At 39.1% G+C, this 15,289-nt stretch carries 19 protein-coding genes; 1 reads left to right on the forward strand and 18 read right to left on the reverse strand.

Translation table 11 applies throughout. The features are described from left to right. Positions 1-11: 11 nt before the first annotated feature. The 17 genes from BLT07_RS04005 to BLT07_RS04085 all read right to left on the reverse strand — a co-directional run bounded on the left by BLT07_RS04005 (position 12) and on the right by BLT07_RS04085 (position 13,793). Positions 12-1,196, reverse strand: coding sequence for an acetate/propionate family kinase (locus BLT07_RS04005; RefSeq protein WP_091866029.1), 1,185 nt, complete (start codon positions 1,194-1,196; stop codon positions 12-14). Next, on the reverse strand, positions 1,186-3,438 hold the full coding sequence (locus BLT07_RS04010; RefSeq protein WP_091866031.1) for a glycosyltransferase: 2,253 nt from the start codon (positions 3,436-3,438) through the stop codon (positions 1,186-1,188). The genes BLT07_RS04005 and BLT07_RS04010 overlap by 11 nt, the downstream gene beginning before the upstream one ends. 80 nt (positions 3,439-3,518) lie before the next feature. Then, complete coding sequence (locus BLT07_RS04015; protein ID WP_091866033.1) at positions 3,519-4,586, reverse strand: glycoside hydrolase family 130 protein; 1,068 nt, start codon at positions 4,584-4,586, stop codon at positions 3,519-3,521. A 117-nt stretch (positions 4,587-4,703) separates the two neighbouring features. Then, positions 4,704-5,765: a class I fructose-bisphosphate aldolase gene (locus BLT07_RS04020; protein WP_091866035.1), complete on the reverse strand. Its 1,062-nt coding sequence runs from the start codon at positions 5,763-5,765 to the stop codon at positions 4,704-4,706. An 11-nt stretch (positions 5,766-5,776) separates the two neighbouring features. Then, positions 5,777-6,790 carry a type II glyceraldehyde-3-phosphate dehydrogenase gene (locus BLT07_RS04025; RefSeq protein WP_091866037.1) on the reverse strand — a complete coding sequence of 338 codons (1,014 nt, stop codon included), beginning with the start codon at positions 6,788-6,790 and terminating at the stop codon, positions 5,777-5,779. A 105-nt stretch (positions 6,791-6,895) separates the two neighbouring features. Next, positions 6,896-7,150, reverse strand: coding sequence for a heavy-metal-associated domain-containing protein (locus tag BLT07_RS04030; RefSeq protein WP_091866039.1), 255 nt, complete (start codon positions 7,148-7,150; stop codon positions 6,896-6,898). 117 nt (positions 7,151-7,267) lie between these two features. Further along, positions 7,268-8,623 carry an APC family permease gene (locus BLT07_RS04035; protein ID WP_091866041.1) on the reverse strand — a complete coding sequence of 452 codons (1,356 nt, stop codon included), beginning with the start codon at positions 8,621-8,623 and terminating at the stop codon, positions 7,268-7,270. Between the two features lie 7 nt (positions 8,624-8,630). After that, complete coding sequence (locus BLT07_RS04040; RefSeq protein ID WP_175455249.1) at positions 8,631-9,989, reverse strand: NAD(P)/FAD-dependent oxidoreductase; 1,359 nt, start codon at positions 9,987-9,989, stop codon at positions 8,631-8,633. 46 nt (positions 9,990-10,035) lie between these two features. Next, a complete protein-coding gene (locus BLT07_RS04045) occupies positions 10,036-10,491 on the reverse strand; it encodes a universal stress protein (RefSeq protein WP_091866043.1) in 456 nt (151 codons plus the stop codon). 148 nt (positions 10,492-10,639) lie between these two features. Beyond that, positions 10,640-10,912, reverse strand: coding sequence for a DUF5676 family membrane protein (locus BLT07_RS04050; RefSeq protein ID WP_091866045.1), 273 nt, complete (start codon positions 10,910-10,912; stop codon positions 10,640-10,642). A 30-nt stretch (positions 10,913-10,942) separates the two neighbouring features. Beyond that, the gene (locus BLT07_RS21545) at positions 10,943-11,158 is read right to left on the reverse strand and encodes an SHOCT domain-containing protein (RefSeq protein ID WP_091866047.1); all 216 of its coding nucleotides are present in this window, start codon (positions 11,156-11,158) and stop codon (positions 10,943-10,945) included. Positions 11,159-11,198: 40 nt separating this feature from the next. Next, positions 11,199-11,417 (reverse strand): SHOCT domain-containing protein, encoded by a 219-nt coding sequence (locus BLT07_RS04060; RefSeq protein ID WP_091866049.1) that lies wholly within the window; start codon positions 11,415-11,417, stop codon positions 11,199-11,201. 27 nt (positions 11,418-11,444) lie between these two features. Beyond that, positions 11,445-11,660 carry a heavy-metal-associated domain-containing protein gene (locus tag BLT07_RS04065; protein ID WP_091866051.1) on the reverse strand — a complete coding sequence of 72 codons (216 nt, stop codon included), beginning with the start codon at positions 11,658-11,660 and terminating at the stop codon, positions 11,445-11,447. 17 nt (positions 11,661-11,677) lie between these two features. Then, positions 11,678-11,956 (reverse strand): hypothetical protein, encoded by a 279-nt coding sequence (locus BLT07_RS04070; protein WP_245726441.1) that lies wholly within the window; start codon positions 11,954-11,956, stop codon positions 11,678-11,680. Between the two features lie 102 nt (positions 11,957-12,058). Beyond that, positions 12,059-12,460, reverse strand: a complete 402-nt coding sequence (locus BLT07_RS04075) for a hypothetical protein (RefSeq protein WP_091866055.1) — start codon at positions 12,458-12,460, stop codon at positions 12,059-12,061. Between the two features lie 162 nt (positions 12,461-12,622). After that, the gene (locus BLT07_RS04080) at positions 12,623-13,204 is read right to left on the reverse strand and encodes a helix-turn-helix domain-containing protein (protein ID WP_091866056.1); all 582 of its coding nucleotides are present in this window, start codon (positions 13,202-13,204) and stop codon (positions 12,623-12,625) included. A gap of 175 nt (positions 13,205-13,379) precedes the next feature. Further along, entirely contained in the window at positions 13,380-13,793 is a 414-nt protein-coding gene (locus BLT07_RS04085) for an HYC_CC_PP family protein (RefSeq protein WP_091866058.1), read from the reverse strand. Positions 13,794-13,934: 141 nt separating this feature from the next. On the opposite strand from BLT07_RS04085, the gene tnpA reads away from it, so the two are divergent. Continuing rightward, positions 13,935-14,372 (forward strand): IS200/IS605 family transposase, encoded by a 438-nt coding sequence (gene tnpA / locus BLT07_RS04090; protein ID WP_091866060.1) that lies wholly within the window; start codon positions 13,935-13,937, stop codon positions 14,370-14,372. A gap of 194 nt (positions 14,373-14,566) precedes the next feature. Here the strand turns inward: tnpA and BLT07_RS04095 are convergent, their stop codons facing one another. Further along, on the reverse strand, positions 14,567-15,286 hold the full coding sequence (locus BLT07_RS04095; RefSeq protein ID WP_091866062.1) for a gluconate 2-dehydrogenase subunit 3 family protein: 720 nt from the start codon (positions 15,284-15,286) through the stop codon (positions 14,567-14,569). Positions 15,287-15,289 lie beyond the last annotated feature (3 nt).

Genomic DNA, 15,289 nt, shown 5'->3' on the forward strand with positions numbered 1-15,289 from the left:
TATATTTATAATTATTTCAAAAAATCATCAACCAGTTTTGCAATCATCAATTCCTCATTGGTTATAATTACATATACCTTTACTTTACTTTTGTTAGAGGAAATAACTATTTCATTATTCATATTGTTTATCTCGTCCAATTCTATTCCCAGAAATTCAAGACCGTCACATATTTTACTTCTCACTTCGGGAGAATGTTCCCCAATTCCACCTGAAAACACCAGTGTATCCAAGCCTTCGAGTGCCGCTGCAAATGAGCCGATCCATTTTTTTGTTTGATAGCAAAACAGCTCGATCGCCGCGGTGGCGCGGCTGTCAGTTTCTTCATAATCCATTAGTTCCCGCATGTCAGAGCTTGATTCTGAAATACCGAGCAAGCCAGATTCGTGATTAATAAGATCGCTGAACTTCTTTGGGGTAAAATTTTCATTATGCATTAAATACCAAGCAACCCCTGGATCCAAATCACCGGTGCGCGTGCCCATGGGCAATCCTGATGTTGGCGTAAAACCCATGCTGGTGTCGATACTTTTCCGATTTTTTATCGCTGCCAAACTTGCACCGCTGCCAAGGTGCGCCAGAATTATTTTGCCTTTTGCAGCTTCCATTCCAGCAATACGATCAAGTTCCTCCAGTAGATACGCATAAGAAAGCCCATGAAACCCGTATCGGCGTATTCCCATTTCATAATAGCGACGCGGAATGGATAATAACTTTGCGACCACCGGCATGGAATTATGAAATGAAGTATCGAAACAGGCTATTTGTTTTATACCGGGATGGCGTTTCTTAAACACCTCTATCAGTCTAATTTCTTCGGGCAAATGTTCAGGATCAAAGTCGCTGATTTTTTTTAATTTATTCAACAACTGATCTGTAATTAATTCTGGTTCGGTATGTTGCATCCCATGAACAATGCGATGCCCTATTGCTGAGACTGAAGTAAAATCTTGCTGCTTCTCCAGCCAGTCAACCAAATGGTTCGCTGCTTGTTGGTGGTTTTTAGCTTCAATATCATACCTGATTTTTTGTGGATTATGAGCGGTAGTAAAATTGAATTTAACCTTTTTGTCACCGATGTTTTCTATCGCTCCATAAAGCAACCTCTCAAGAGGTTCTTTTACCTTATATAAAGAAAATTTGATGCTGGAAGAGCCACCATTAATCGTAAGAATATATGACGTTTCAGGATTCATAGCTCATAATATTAAAAGTTTCGGATTCATTTTTCGTCTCCCATTTATCAATAACTAGTCTCGCCAGAAGGAAACAAACTGTTGATTCCGCACCTTGGTTAATATTAATATTTTCTTTTTCCAAACCGTCGTAACTTCCTCCGTTAACAGGATTGTACATTATTTGAGTGAGATGATTATTGCCAAGAAACCAACTGAATGCGATTTGCAACTGTTCTTTATATTTAATTTTTTGCGTTACCTGATAAAACAATTCAAGTGTGAACATAGTGTAGGCTACCTCTATAGGTTGTTCTCCAAAAAATGTGCGTTCATTTCGTTTGTGAAACCAGCCTTTATTAGGAATTACCTGAATTTTTCCTTTCATGAAATATTGAGACAGAAGAAAATCAAAAGTGACTTCTGCTATTTCTTTGTATTTTTTATTTCCTAAAATTAAGTACGCATTCATCATGGCTTCAGGCAGAACACTATTTGCGTAGGTAAGATAATCTTCATACCAGTTCCAGTCTTGATCAGATGTGACTTCATAGTAGCGCAATAATTTTTGTACCATTATCTCTGTTACTGCTTCAACGCTTTTTTTAGAAGTGGTATTGAAATAATAAAGTCCCTTTAAGGCGAAACTTATCGCTCTCGGCGAGGTAAGTGAAGCGATGTTTGGCAAGGCTTTTACAAAACAATTTTCAGCCGTTGCAATGATATTATTTGGTATTAAAAGTTTTTTAGACAAAACATATCCTAAACTCCAAAGTGCTCGACCATTTGCATCTTCAAGATTGACTTCATGATTTTTAGAGGTAATTTTACCATTAATATCTACATAATTTTGAAACCAACCATTGTCCTGCTGAACAAAATCCATAAAATTTATATACCTCGTTGCCAAGGTTAATGAATCTTCTTTATTAAATTTCTCATAGTACATAATGATTGCAATCAAGGCACGGGCATTATCATCTAAAGTATATCCTGAAGTGAGATCAGGTGTATCAAATTTAGAAAACTGAAGCATCCCAAAATTGGTAGTCAATTCTTCAAAATGCAAAGTGTTTATTACAGGTAATTGATAGATTAAGTCTTCATTTTTATTTGTGATCTTTCCGAAAATCCTTCCATATCCTATTGCTACATTTTCCCAACAGGTTGCGCGCATTTTTGAGAATGCATTTCTACCCATCTCTGTTCTTTTTTCGTTATTATCTAACAAGCAGATAATCGCATCTTGAAATTGTTTTGGATTGTTAAAATCATTCAGCAGAATACCATTTGAATCATTTATTAATTCTTTTGCATGCGGAAAAGGTGTAGAAATAACAGGACAACCCGTACTCATGGCGTAGGCTAATGTTCCGCTTACTGCCTGATTAGGATCCTTGGAAGAAAATAAATACAGGTCTGAAAGTTTTAGATATTCCAGCACTTCGTCAAGTTCCAGATATTTATTAACAAATTGAACGTTTGCTGTGAGATTCAGGCTGGTAATAATTTCCGTTAGTCTTTGTCGGTATTTTTCACCGTCGTTTTTGATAACTTCGGGATGCGTTTTGCCTAAAATGAGATAAATAACATTTGGATATTTTCCTATAATTTCTGGTAAAGCATAGAGGACGGTTTCAATATTCTTATTTGCGCTTATAAGCCCGAAAGTAGATAGTATGATGTTCTCCGTAAATCCATATTTAGTTTTTAATTTTTCCTTGTCTTTCCATAATACACTATGCGTTCCGTGTGGTATCACCTCTATTTTCTCTGTGATTATATTGTATTCATTTTTCAAGATTTTTTGGGAATTCTCTGTGAGGACAATTACTTTTTCGGACAGATCACAAAGAGCCGTTACAACACTTTTTAATTTGCTTTCCGGATTTGGAAGCACTGTATGAAAAACTAATACTATTGGTTTATTAACAGCCAGCATAAATGACAGAATGTTTTCGCCAAAGTCTCCACCGAAAAGACCAAATTCATGTTGAATGCAAATCATCCCCACATCATCACGTTCATTTATGGCATTAGCAACTCTTCTATATTCGGCTAATGTTGGTGCATGCAAAGTATCCGTTACTTTATCTCTTTTTACACATTTCTCCAGATCATTTTCCAAAGCGTAAATTTCTAAAGGCAATGTATGTCCGTAAATCTTGCGTATCGCATTAGAGAGATCCTGTGAGAATGTCGCAATGCCACATTCCCGTGGAGGAAAGGAAGAAATGAGTATCATCTTTAAATTCGTCTTCATAATTCCTATTTTCAAAATTGTGTCAGCGTTTTACTTCTCATGTTATTTAATAACAAATTGCCATCTAACTCTTCTAAATTTTATACTTTATTCTGTTGTAATTCAGAAATCAGCGATTTTAAACTAACTTTCGCTACAGCAATATACTTGTCTGCGGCGCCGTAATAAATGTAAAGATCATCATCAAACAAAGCGGTTCCTGTAGGAAATACAACGTGGTTTACTACACCATTTATTTCCCATTCCTCTGAAGGGGAAAATAGGGGATAGGGTAACCTCCCAACCACTTTTGTAGGGTCTTTGATATCTAATAGGGCGACAGCGGCGTGATAGGTTTTTCTGATGTTTGTTTCACAAACACCATGATAGATCACTAGCCAACCATCCTTTGTTTCAATGGGTGGGCTACCTGCCCCAAGATAATTTATTTCGAAATTATAATGGGGGTCTAAGATTATGTGGGATGAGAGTTCTTTTATATAGTTTCCCCAGAATTCCTTAGTAAGATCTTCCCAATTCTCGAATTGTACCATTTGAATACCAGGCCAGATTCGATGTAGCATCACAAATTTTCCATTAATCTTTCTGGGGAAGAACACAATATCCTTGTCTCGTAAGAACCTATGCTCTTCATCTATCAGTCCTATTTGGGCAAAAAGATTGTAATAGTAATAATATTTAGGGTTCAACTTTTCCTGATTACAGTGTTCTAGATGATACTTATATTCCTTATAGCTAATGGGAGGTGTTATAATTCCCTTTTTCTCAAAATGTTTTAGATCTTTAGAAATGGCCAGAGCACCCATAGCATTGATCCCGTCATAGGCTGTATATGTCAAGTAATAGAGGTCATCGATTTTAACGATTCTTGGGTCCTCCACCCCGTGTTTTTCATAGTCAAAATCACGGGTCATTAAAGGGTGCTTAAGCCTTTCTACAATTTCGGACGGACCATTTGATTTGGCATAGCCTATCGTTGAAAAATTGCCATCTTCCACGGCACGGTAAAAAATATGCACCTGTTCGCCCTCTTGGAATATTCCTGGATTTAACACACCATTATTTTCAAATCCCAATTTGCTGGGACTAAGTATGACCCCTAGTTTTTCTATGGATATTTTAGTATTAATCTGATTTGTATGCTCCATGTTGCTTCATTTATTTTGGTTCTATCTGGTTGTAGTTGTTCTTTCCCTTTTAGCTGTAAATATGTCAATGGTTTAATTTTTGATTCATAATTATCTCTTTCCGTATTTATAGATAAGTTAAGCCACTGTTATGCTCTTTTCCAGATATACTTGTTGCACCATGTGCAATAATCCAACTCCTTCGCCAAAGGGTTTTTGAAACGCCTTTCTGCCCATAATCAAACCGGAACCTCCCGCTCTTTTATTGATGACAGCGGTTGTCACAGCTTCGGTCAAATCTGACTCACCTTTGGAACCTCCGCCTGAATTAATCAAGCCTATTTTTCCCATATAGCAATTAGCAACTTGCAACCTGCATAGATCAATGGGATGGTCTGTAGTAAGGGTTTTGTACATTTCATCATCATATTTTCCAAACCCAATTTCTTTGAATCCGAAATTATTGGTCGGTAATTTTTGCTTGATGATATCTGCCTGAATGGTTACGCCCAAATGGTTGGCCTGTCCTGTTAAATCGGCAGCCGCGTGATAATCTTCTTTTTCAGTTTTAAAAGCTTCGTTTCGGGTATAGCACCATAAGATGGTCGCCATTCCTAAATTATGTGCTTCTTCAAATGCTTCTGCTATTTCTTTAAGCTGTCTGTTGCTTTCATTAGAACCAAAATAGATGGTGGCACCTACGGCAACTGCTCCCATATCCCAAGCCGATTTTACTTTACCGAATAAGGTTTGGTCATATTTAGTGGGATAGGTGAGGAGCTCATTATGGTTAAGCTTGACGATGAACGGAATTTTATGTGCATATTTCCGAGCGTTCAATCCCAATACGCCAAACGTAGATGCCACACCATTACAATCAGCTTCAATAGCAAGTTTTATAATGTTTTCCGGGTCAAAATAATCGGGATTTTTATAGAATGAAAATGCTGCGCTATGCTCAATGCCTTGGTCAACAGGAAGAATACTTAAATACCCTGTGCCTCTCAGATTTCCGTGATTATACAATTGGGCAAGACTTCGCAATGCCTGCGGATTTCTGTTGCTATTGCTAAATACCTTTTCAAAACTATTCTTACTAGGGGTTTGCAATTCATCTTTCGTTATTTTTTCACAAACGTGATTCAAATAGAAGGATGCTTTATCTCCTAAAATTTCTGATATACTTTTCTCTGTTTTCATTTTAATAAAGATTAATGTATTCCTAAACTTGCATTTGTTTTTGAAATTGACTTGGCTCCATTTGTTTCAATTCCAGTAAGTGCTCGAATGGCATCAATAGTTTCTGGAATAACAATGGCCTGATTATCGACCACGTAAGCATAAAACAATTCATCGCCTACTACTTTCAGCATATCTTCCCAAAGAGCAACTTCATACATATCGCCCCAAGGCCTTCCCATGTCCAAGAACATTTCCTTAATGGTATTGTTGGAAACCAAACCTTGGTCATATTGAATCAGTTTAATACGGCTGGAGGTTTTAAAGGCCTTTATAACTTCTTCCTTTGTGGTTTGTTTTTTCAATTTTACATTCCAGTAGTGCATATGGCTTAATGTTTCTGGCACTTTTACTGCGGAAGTGATGACATCCAAATCTGGATCGACACTTTGAGCATCAGGGCCTTGATGGCTCGGGATATCTCTTTCAGGAACCATTGTGTTCATAATACCACCTAAATGGCTTTCCCAAGGATCTGTTGCTCTTCTTAAAAGCGTACCTCTGGCATAATCCAATAATCCAGCTCTTTTTAGAGCGGTTAATGTTCTTAAAATAGAGGTGGTATTGCAGGAAACAACCCGTGTAGCATCTACATTTATAGCGGATTGATAATTGTTTTCGGCACTAAAGGAATGGCCTGTGGTTTCGTGTTTTTCGCCACCTTGAACAATAAATTTGATTCCTTTTTCTTTATAGATTTTTACATTTTGAGCCGCAATTTTTTTAGGCGTGCAGTCCACGACGAGGTCTGATTTGGTTAAAAGTTCCTGCATATTGCCTTTTACTGAAATACCTTCGGACTTCATTTTATCAGCTGCATCTTCGGTAGCTGCATAGATGTCATACTTCTTTCTTACGGCATTTTGAATGCGCCAATCGCTAATTATATCGCACACTCCCACAAGTTTCATATCGTCTTGTAGATTGATGGCGTCGGCTACTCTTTTTCCTATGACTCCGTAACCTATAACTGCTATGTTTTTCATTATTTTTATGTTATTGATTCAATACGTTTTCTCTGATGAGTTTTGATTTTAAGCTATCTATAACGGCCTCTATCAAGAAGAGGCCGAAGTTTCCAGAACTGATGGTTATCCACAGCATCCACCACCAGATTTTTTTTGTTCATTGGCCGCTTGGGTTCCTGCAATGCTATAATTGCCGGCTTTTGATAATGCCGTCTGCAATTGTGCCGTGCTTACACTGCTATCTGCTTGTATCACTGCTTTTGGTGGAGAAAGACTTACCGATACCGATTTCACCCCTTCTATTTGACTCAATGCTTTTTCAACGGTTTTTACACATCCGCCACAGGTCATTCCTTTAATTTCTACTTGTTGTTCCATAATTTTGATCTTTTTAATTGTTATTAATTTTTATATAAACTGTTTTTACTCCTTCTATCAATTATCTACTTTTTATTGTTGTTTTTCTATTCCATAATTTTGAGAATTAAATAGTTATTACATTTTTTCATTAACAGGTTTGTTGTCTTCCATTCCCATCGGCATATTGCCTTCATCGTCTGTATGCGAAATCATAAATAGTCGTTCCGAAATAATAATTAGAATAATCCCAATTGCCGCTACAATAAGTACCAAAGGATCGTTCAGGTATTTTAAATATAGAAAGGCAGTGAGCACCGCGATATCCATTACTATGGCTATTAAAGGAATGAGAGGTTGAAATTTCACTTCTTTTTTTAGGTGGCGGAAAAGCCCCCAGTGAATTGCAATGTCCATAATGAGATAAAATATAGCTCCTATGGAAGCAATCCTTGTTAAATCGAGTAGGGCAGTGAGTAAAATGGCAAGTGAAACCGTCAATATGAGGGCGGGATTTTTAAGGTTTCCCATTCTTTTTAAGGAAGGTACTTGCTTCATATTGCTCAACATCCCCAATAGGCGTGATGATGAAAAAACACTGGCAATAACACCAGATACTGTGGCAATTATTGCAATGCCAATGGTAAACCAAGAGCCCCATTCCCCAAAAATAGGTTTTGCGGCCGCCGCAAGGGCATAATCTTTTGCAGCAATGATTTCAGGAATGGTTAAGCCTCCCGCCACTGCCAAAGCCAGTGCTACATAAATGATCGTACAGATTAGAATAGAAATAATAATGGATCGTCCCAGGTTTTTATGTGGGTTTTTAATATCGCCGCCCTGATTTGTAATGGTTGTAAACCCTTTGTAGGCGAGGATTGCCAATGCCAATGCAGCTACAAAGCTTAATCCCTGTGGTAAGGCTTCGGTATTTTGAGAGATGTAATTTCCTGTAATATCTGCAAACCCGGAAGCTATAAGACCCGCAATGGCGAGCAGTGCAATACCCAGAACTTTTATAATTGCTGTAAAGGTGGCTGTTGCACCAATTACTTTATTACCTGAAATATTCACGATATAGGCCATTACCAAAAGTAGAATACCAAGAACCGATGCATAACTCGTGAAACTCTCTGGGAACAACCGAAGTGTATATGCGCCAAAAGTGCCTGCTACCAGACTTTCTGAAACCACCATAGAAACATACATCAATAAAGAAAAAACTCCTGTTGTTGTTCCTGGCCCGTAAGATTTATTTAAAAATTTGACAACCCCTCCAGAGGAAGGAAAAGCATTTGAAAACTTTACATAGGAATAAGAACTGAATCCTACCACAATGGCACCTGCAATAAAAGCAATGGGGAATAAATCGCCCACCAACTCTGCTATTTGTCCCATTAGCACAAATATACCAGCACCAATCATTACGCCTGTGCCAAGAGATATGGAACCTATTAGGGAGAGCTTGCTATTTTTACCTGTGGTGTCTTTCATTTTTAGACTATTTCTTCGTGTGAATAACTGATTTTGGCTTAAAATTTCTAATAATTACGCGGTTGCTCTTTTCATAACTGAAATAGCTTACCGCCCAATTAAAACCAACCATCAATCTATTTCTAAATCCGCTTATGGATAACAAGTGCACAATAGACCATAGCAACCAAGCGAAATAACCTGCAAACTTGAATTTGCCCAGATCAGCCACTGCCTTACGTTTTCCTACTGTCGCCAACGACCCCTTATCTTTATATTCAAAAGGTTTTACGGCCTCACCCTCCATGATTTTTAATAATGAACTACCCAAATATTTGCCTTGTTGAATAGCTGTCTGTGCTACTTGCGGATGTCCTTTTGGTGTTTGTTCTGTAATTATAGCCGCTATGTCGCCTATAGCAAAAATGTTTTCGTGACCCTCCACTTTTAAATTGGAATCGGTTTTTAAACGGTTGCCCTTAACCACGTGTTTTTCATCTATTCCTTTCGGGAACTGCCCTTTTACACCAGCTGTCCAGATTAGGTTTTTGGCTAAAATGGTCTTTCCACTTTTTGTGGTAACCTGTGAGCCGTCATAATCACTCACTGATTCATTGAATAGTACTTTTACATTTAAGTCCTTCAAATACTTTAAGGTTTTAGAAGATGCTTTATCAGACATTGTGCTCAACAATTCATCAATGGCTTCTATTAAATATATTTTCATTATCGAAGAAGGGTACTCCGGATAATCCTTCGGTAGAATGTATTTACAGAATTCTGCCAAGGCTCCGGCCATCTCTACACCAGCAGGACCGCCTCCCACAATAACAAAATTGGTCAGAGCATCCCTTTCATCATCATCACAGGTAATAGCAGCCTGTTCCAGATTTTGCAGCATCATATGGCGGATGTTGAGGGAATCACGAATATCTTTCATCCCCAAACTGTTTTCCTCAACGGAATCCATTCCAAAAAAATTGGTGGTCGTACCTGTTGCCAGTACTAGGTAATCGTAATGAACTTTTCCTTTGGAAGTTATTAGGGTATTTAAAGAAGGTTGAATTTCCTCGACTTCGACCAAACGAAACGCTACGTTTTTATATCCACTGATTTGTTTCCTGAATGGAAATACAATACTGTCAGGCTCCAAAGCACTCGTCGCGACTTGATAAAATAAGGGTTGAAACTGATGGAAGTTATTTTTATCGAACAAAACCACCTGAAGCTCCTTGTGCTTCAATTTTTCTACCAAGGCCAGTCCTGCAAATCCTCCACCAATGATAACCACACGCGGAAATTTTGAATCTGGAAGACAGATATCATCTGTTACCTTGCAAGCAGCTTCCATAGTATTTTCAGATGTGCGATTATTTTTAATATCCATAGTGTATTTACTAATTTTTCCAATTCGCACTCAAACGAAACATTTTCTATTCATCCTGTTTGCGCACTATCATGACCGAACAGTGGGCATGCATTGCCACGGACTGGGAAACGGAGCCAAGCAGAAATCGGGAGAATCCGCTATGGCCATGTGATCCCACCACGATCAGATTTGCCCCAAAGGCTTCCGCCTCATCTAGGATGGCATGTTTTGGAGAACCGACCTGAACTGTGGTAGTTAGTAACAGCAACGGATTCTTTTCCTTCAATAATTTAGCTGCTTCTTTTGCCTTGCCCATTGCCGCTTTTCTAGCTATGGCATCTGCTTGTTGAAGGTCCCTCGACCAACCGCCCATAGGTGTTCCTTCCGAAGTGATCAATAGCGAATTGTCGAAGACCGATATGATTCGCACTTCGGTTTGTGGCGAAAATGGCATCTTCGCAAGTTGGTTAACAGCCGCTTGGCTGTATTCCGAACCATCTATAGCTAATAGTATTTTCATTATTTATTTAGATTTATGATTAATTCAAGATCATCATATCGTTTTGGGTTTAATCAGTTTTCTCCATTATCAATGCTCGTAAAGTCCCGACCGGTAGATGCCGAAAGTGAACGCGAATAAGCAAACAGATGAAACATACGTATTGCAATTACTTCTTAATTTGTACGTTATAAAACGCCGCGATACAGGCACCTATAAGCCACCCCAAGATGAAAGTTTGGACGAATCCAAAAAGGGCTTCCAAAAGGGGAACATCCATTCTAATTATATTTGTGACATCGAGCCCGTGTAAGAGGCTGTTGAAGAAGGTTATTGTACCTTCTTGTCCGGCTGTTGCCATTACGATCATGCACCCTGCATAGACCAAGGCTCCTGTAAAACCAAGAGCAAAGCCGAATTTTTTTACGTTGATACGATTCATGATTTTTGTTTTATGTTAAACACACATTACCTATTTCGATTTTAGAATTTTTTTCGATTCCTCATATTCCTCTTTAGTGATCTCCCCTTTCGCAAATCTTTTTTTAAGAATTCCGAGTGGGTCTTCATTCTTTGATTTTTTATAAGGGATGTCATATGGAACAAAGAATATCCATATCAAGAGGATCAACCATATGATCCACCATACGAAGTGCATACCGCCGAAGTGTCCGTCAAAAAAATGCATAGTTTTTAGTTTTAAGGGTTAATAGTTGTTTGTGGTTGGACTATTTGTCCGATTTTAAGAGGCTCTTTGATTCCTCATATTCCTGTGCGGTAATCTCGCCTTTGGCAAACCGTCTTTTGAGCGTTACCAAGATATCGTCTTCCTCTTCTTCTGGATAAGGCCAGTTCGACGGGCCAAAGAAAATCCAGCCTAAAGCCACGAGCCAAATGCCCCACCAGATTAGGTGCATGCCCCAAAAAAATCCATCTCTAAAAAACATAGTGTTACGTTTAAGGTTATTATTATTTTAAATGATTTCCGTAATGGTATAGCCATCTAATTTGTTGAGTTGCCTTTGCAAATCTTCTCTCGAAAGTTCTTCTTTCATACTTATGATCGTGGCTCCCTTTGGATGAAGGAAAATCTCGGTTTTCTCAATATCAGGATGTGCTTCCAGGGTTTTCTTGACCCGTGCCACACAACCGCTACAGCTTATTCCGTTTATTTGATATCTGTGTTTCATTTGCTAGTAGTTTATCTTCAATGGTGCCTATGCCCCTTATGTTCTTCTTGTGTCCCTTCGGCAGGTACTTCCTTTCCGCGTTCAGGGTCGCTGTTTTCGCTCGGTCGACCATGTGCGCCGTGTGCATGTCCACCACGGCCGTGCCCGCCGTGGGGCATAATTAGGTGAAACACGAACATTAGGAATATAAAGGCAAAAAGCCAGCTATTTCCAGTAATACCTAGTGCGGGTGCGAAAAAAATCAACAATAGCGGAAGACCGCATCCGATGACCATCCAAATCCAATGACCTTTCATAATTTTTATTTTTAGCGTTAAATGTTATATTCTTTAATGATGGTCGCCATGGCTTTGGCTTTTACTCAATTCGAGTTCGCCTTGTTTTATAACTTTTAGCCCTTACTCATTCATCATTTTCTTGCATGACTCCATGCAATCTTCGCTCATTATGCCCTTTTCGTGCATCATCTGCATCATATTGCCCATCATCTTACCGTCCTTCATCATGGACTGCATCATGTTTTTCATCATCATGCTGTCTTTCATCATCATTTTCATACCACCGCCTTGCATCATATTGCCCATCATCTTTTGATCGCCCTGCATCATCTGCATGGCATGGTCGTTGCCGTGCATGTTGTCCATGAATTGGGTCATGTAGCTGTGATTACTGGCAATTGCATCAAAAAGTTCTGTTCTAGTTTCAGGACTTTCAAGCATGACATTTACATCTGTAATTTGATTACAACTACTTAAAACGGTAACTGCAATCAGTGAAAAAATTAGTGTTGCTGTTTTCATGATATTTAATTTTAATTATACTTAAGTACTTAAATATTGTTTCGTTTTATTTTATTCTTTTCACAATTTATATCGACTTTTTCCGTTGCCCGAATTCTTAATTTCTCAATGCTGAAATTATGTGTTCCCCCAAACTATCATCTGCATAATCTTCGTTCATATCTATATAATTTCGTCAAGGAAATTCCGTTCCCATAGCGGATTGTTCTTGTAATCGGTCATGCTCATCCCTTCCGTATTTTTAAATTGTCTCGACAAGTGGTTCACACTGCTATAGTCCAGCAAATAGGCGATATCGGAAAAGGTATGCTGTTGCATTTGTATCAGCTCTTTTGCCTTCTCAATTTTTAATTTTATAAAGTACTTTTCTATAGTGGTATTCCCATTTTTAGAGAAAATTTTACTCAGAATTTTGTAATCCCGATGCAAAAGAGTCGCCAAATGTTCGGATGTGTTTTGATTAATATTGATCGGTAGTTCCGAAATAAGTTCTATCAGAATGATCTTTATTCTTTCGACCAGCATTTCTTCCTCGCTCCTTACTATTTCAAATCCGTTGGCGTGAAGGATACTTGCTATTTTTTTATCAATATCCTTATCGGTATCAGTGTCAATATGAACCGTTAGTTTCCCCAGTTCGAGGGAAAGTACGATCACCTTGATCGCTTCAAGTTCTTGCTTGATGACTTTCAGGCAACGCCTGCAGACCATATTCTTGATCCAGTATTCTCTCTCGGAGTGCATACCTGATTTTTTTAATTGTTCTTATGTTAAAACCTATATCGGTTTGTTGATTTTTGGTGCATGACCAATGGGAATGCTGTCGCTGGAATATGAGTACGACGATAGGTAGCCAATACTATAGCATTGGCTAAATGGGAAGTGCGGATTATTGTTCTAACAATCCGCTATTGTAAGATCAAAGTAAAAAAGTCTCGTGAAGCACAAGAATGTCCTTCTCTAAAAAAGGGGGGTCGTAGACGGTAAAGGGAACTACTTTTAGTTCAAGTCCTTCAAATAGGTTTATGTAAGTGTAGAAAAATGTTTGTAAGAAGACAATGTTATCTGAAGTGTACTCAACTTGAGCTTTTTTGGCGTTGTCATCCGCATTTTTCACAATAGAAGAATTGCTACAGCAGTCTTGTTGCCCAAGTGAGCATTCTTTGGAAGATGTATCGCTTTTTTTATCTTTACAAGGCTTCGCTTTGCTTAAAACAGCTATATCGACCAACTTATTACAACAAAAATGCATATCCACAACAAAAGACGAAGTGGCAAAAACCACAACGAAGGCTAAAGTGACAGATACTATTTTGGTCAAAAAGCGTTTCATAGTCTTAAGGTAACTTAATTTTATTTAGGTACTTGCTTTTATATTATTATTTTAAAGAACTTAACTGGTCTCAAAAAATAGTTTAAGCTATGCACTTTAGTGCATCTCGCTTTAGCTTCTAAAAAAACCTACTTTTGTGTTATGCCAAAAGTAAGGGGCAATGGACATACGGTTTCGCGTCTCAGCGTTCACGTTGTGTGGAGCACCAAATATAGATATTCCGTTCTGAAAGGCGACATCCAGATCCGCTGCCGTACGCTTTTGATTCAGATTTGCGAGGCCGAGGACGTGGTGATTTTAAAGGGGGTTGTCTCCAAGGACCATGTCCATATGCATATGGAGTACCGTCCCTCGTTAAGTGTGAGCGGCCTTGTGAAAAAACTGAAGGGCCGAAGCTCGAGGAAGCTGCAACAGGAGTTCCCCGAACTGAAAAAGAGATACTGGGGCCGCCACTTTTGGGCGATCGGTTTCGGTTGTTGGAGCACGGGCAATATAACGGATGAAATGGTGAACGCATATTTGGAGCATCATAGAAAGCCCGGTGATGGGGCGAACTCGGACTTTATTATTGAGAAATGACAAACGGGCGACTTTGAGTCGAGAGCTTGAAACTATGGACTTCAAGTCCATAGTGGTTCATTTTTTTAAAATGAAAGAGTTAGCCCTATTTTTCAACTAGAGTTAGTCAAAGATAAACCAAGGCCTTGAACGGTAACATGATAATTGTCATGTCAGGGCCTAATTTATAATTTGAAGCTATCCTAATAAACTGGCTAAGTAAGCAAATTGCCGGTATCGTCCCATTCCGCCATTACGCCCCGTTTGCTTTGGTCCACACATTTGGCCAGCCATTCTTTCTCGTAGGCCACTCCGTGCTGTTTCAGTACATCCTCTGGCACACCGTCCCAAACATTGGGCGTATTGCCCTTGTAGCCCAGATCGGCTATGCCGACTTCAGAAGTGTAGTAACCTGTTAGCGTCAGATTTCGCATCACGGAGAAAAACTGTATTGCAAGGGGCCGTTCGGCCTCTGGAACATTTATATCAGGATAGGCAATGGCATCCAAGATCTGTTTTTGTTGCCTTTCTGCGGTCGATTTGAATTCCGTTCCGAATTCGGTATTGCACTTATGGTCCAACCACATAAGCCCGCCCCGGAGCGTCGTCTGCGTTTCCGGGATATCCTTGGCCATGAACTCGATAAAATCGGGTACCCCTGCATCCGTTGCGCTACCAAATGTTGCGGAGACGGGAAGGATGAGACCGCTCAAAACGGCAATGGTTTCCAATTCATGTCCGTTAAAAAATTGTTCCGCCTCCAGTTCCAGGATCAGCTCCTTCTCCTTGGGGGTCCTGCCATATTTATGATTATATTCAGGTAACGCTACGGTCTGTTCATCATTGGCCCCTGCTTCAGGTTTGCAGCCGTGGACCGCCAATCCTGCAGCGGCGCCGCCGAGCACAATGGATTTTATGCTTTTTCTCCTGTCCATTTT

This window comes from Pricia antarctica (genome assembly GCF_900101815.1).
Taxonomy (GTDB): domain Bacteria; phylum Bacteroidota; class Bacteroidia; order Flavobacteriales; family Flavobacteriaceae; genus Pricia; species Pricia antarctica.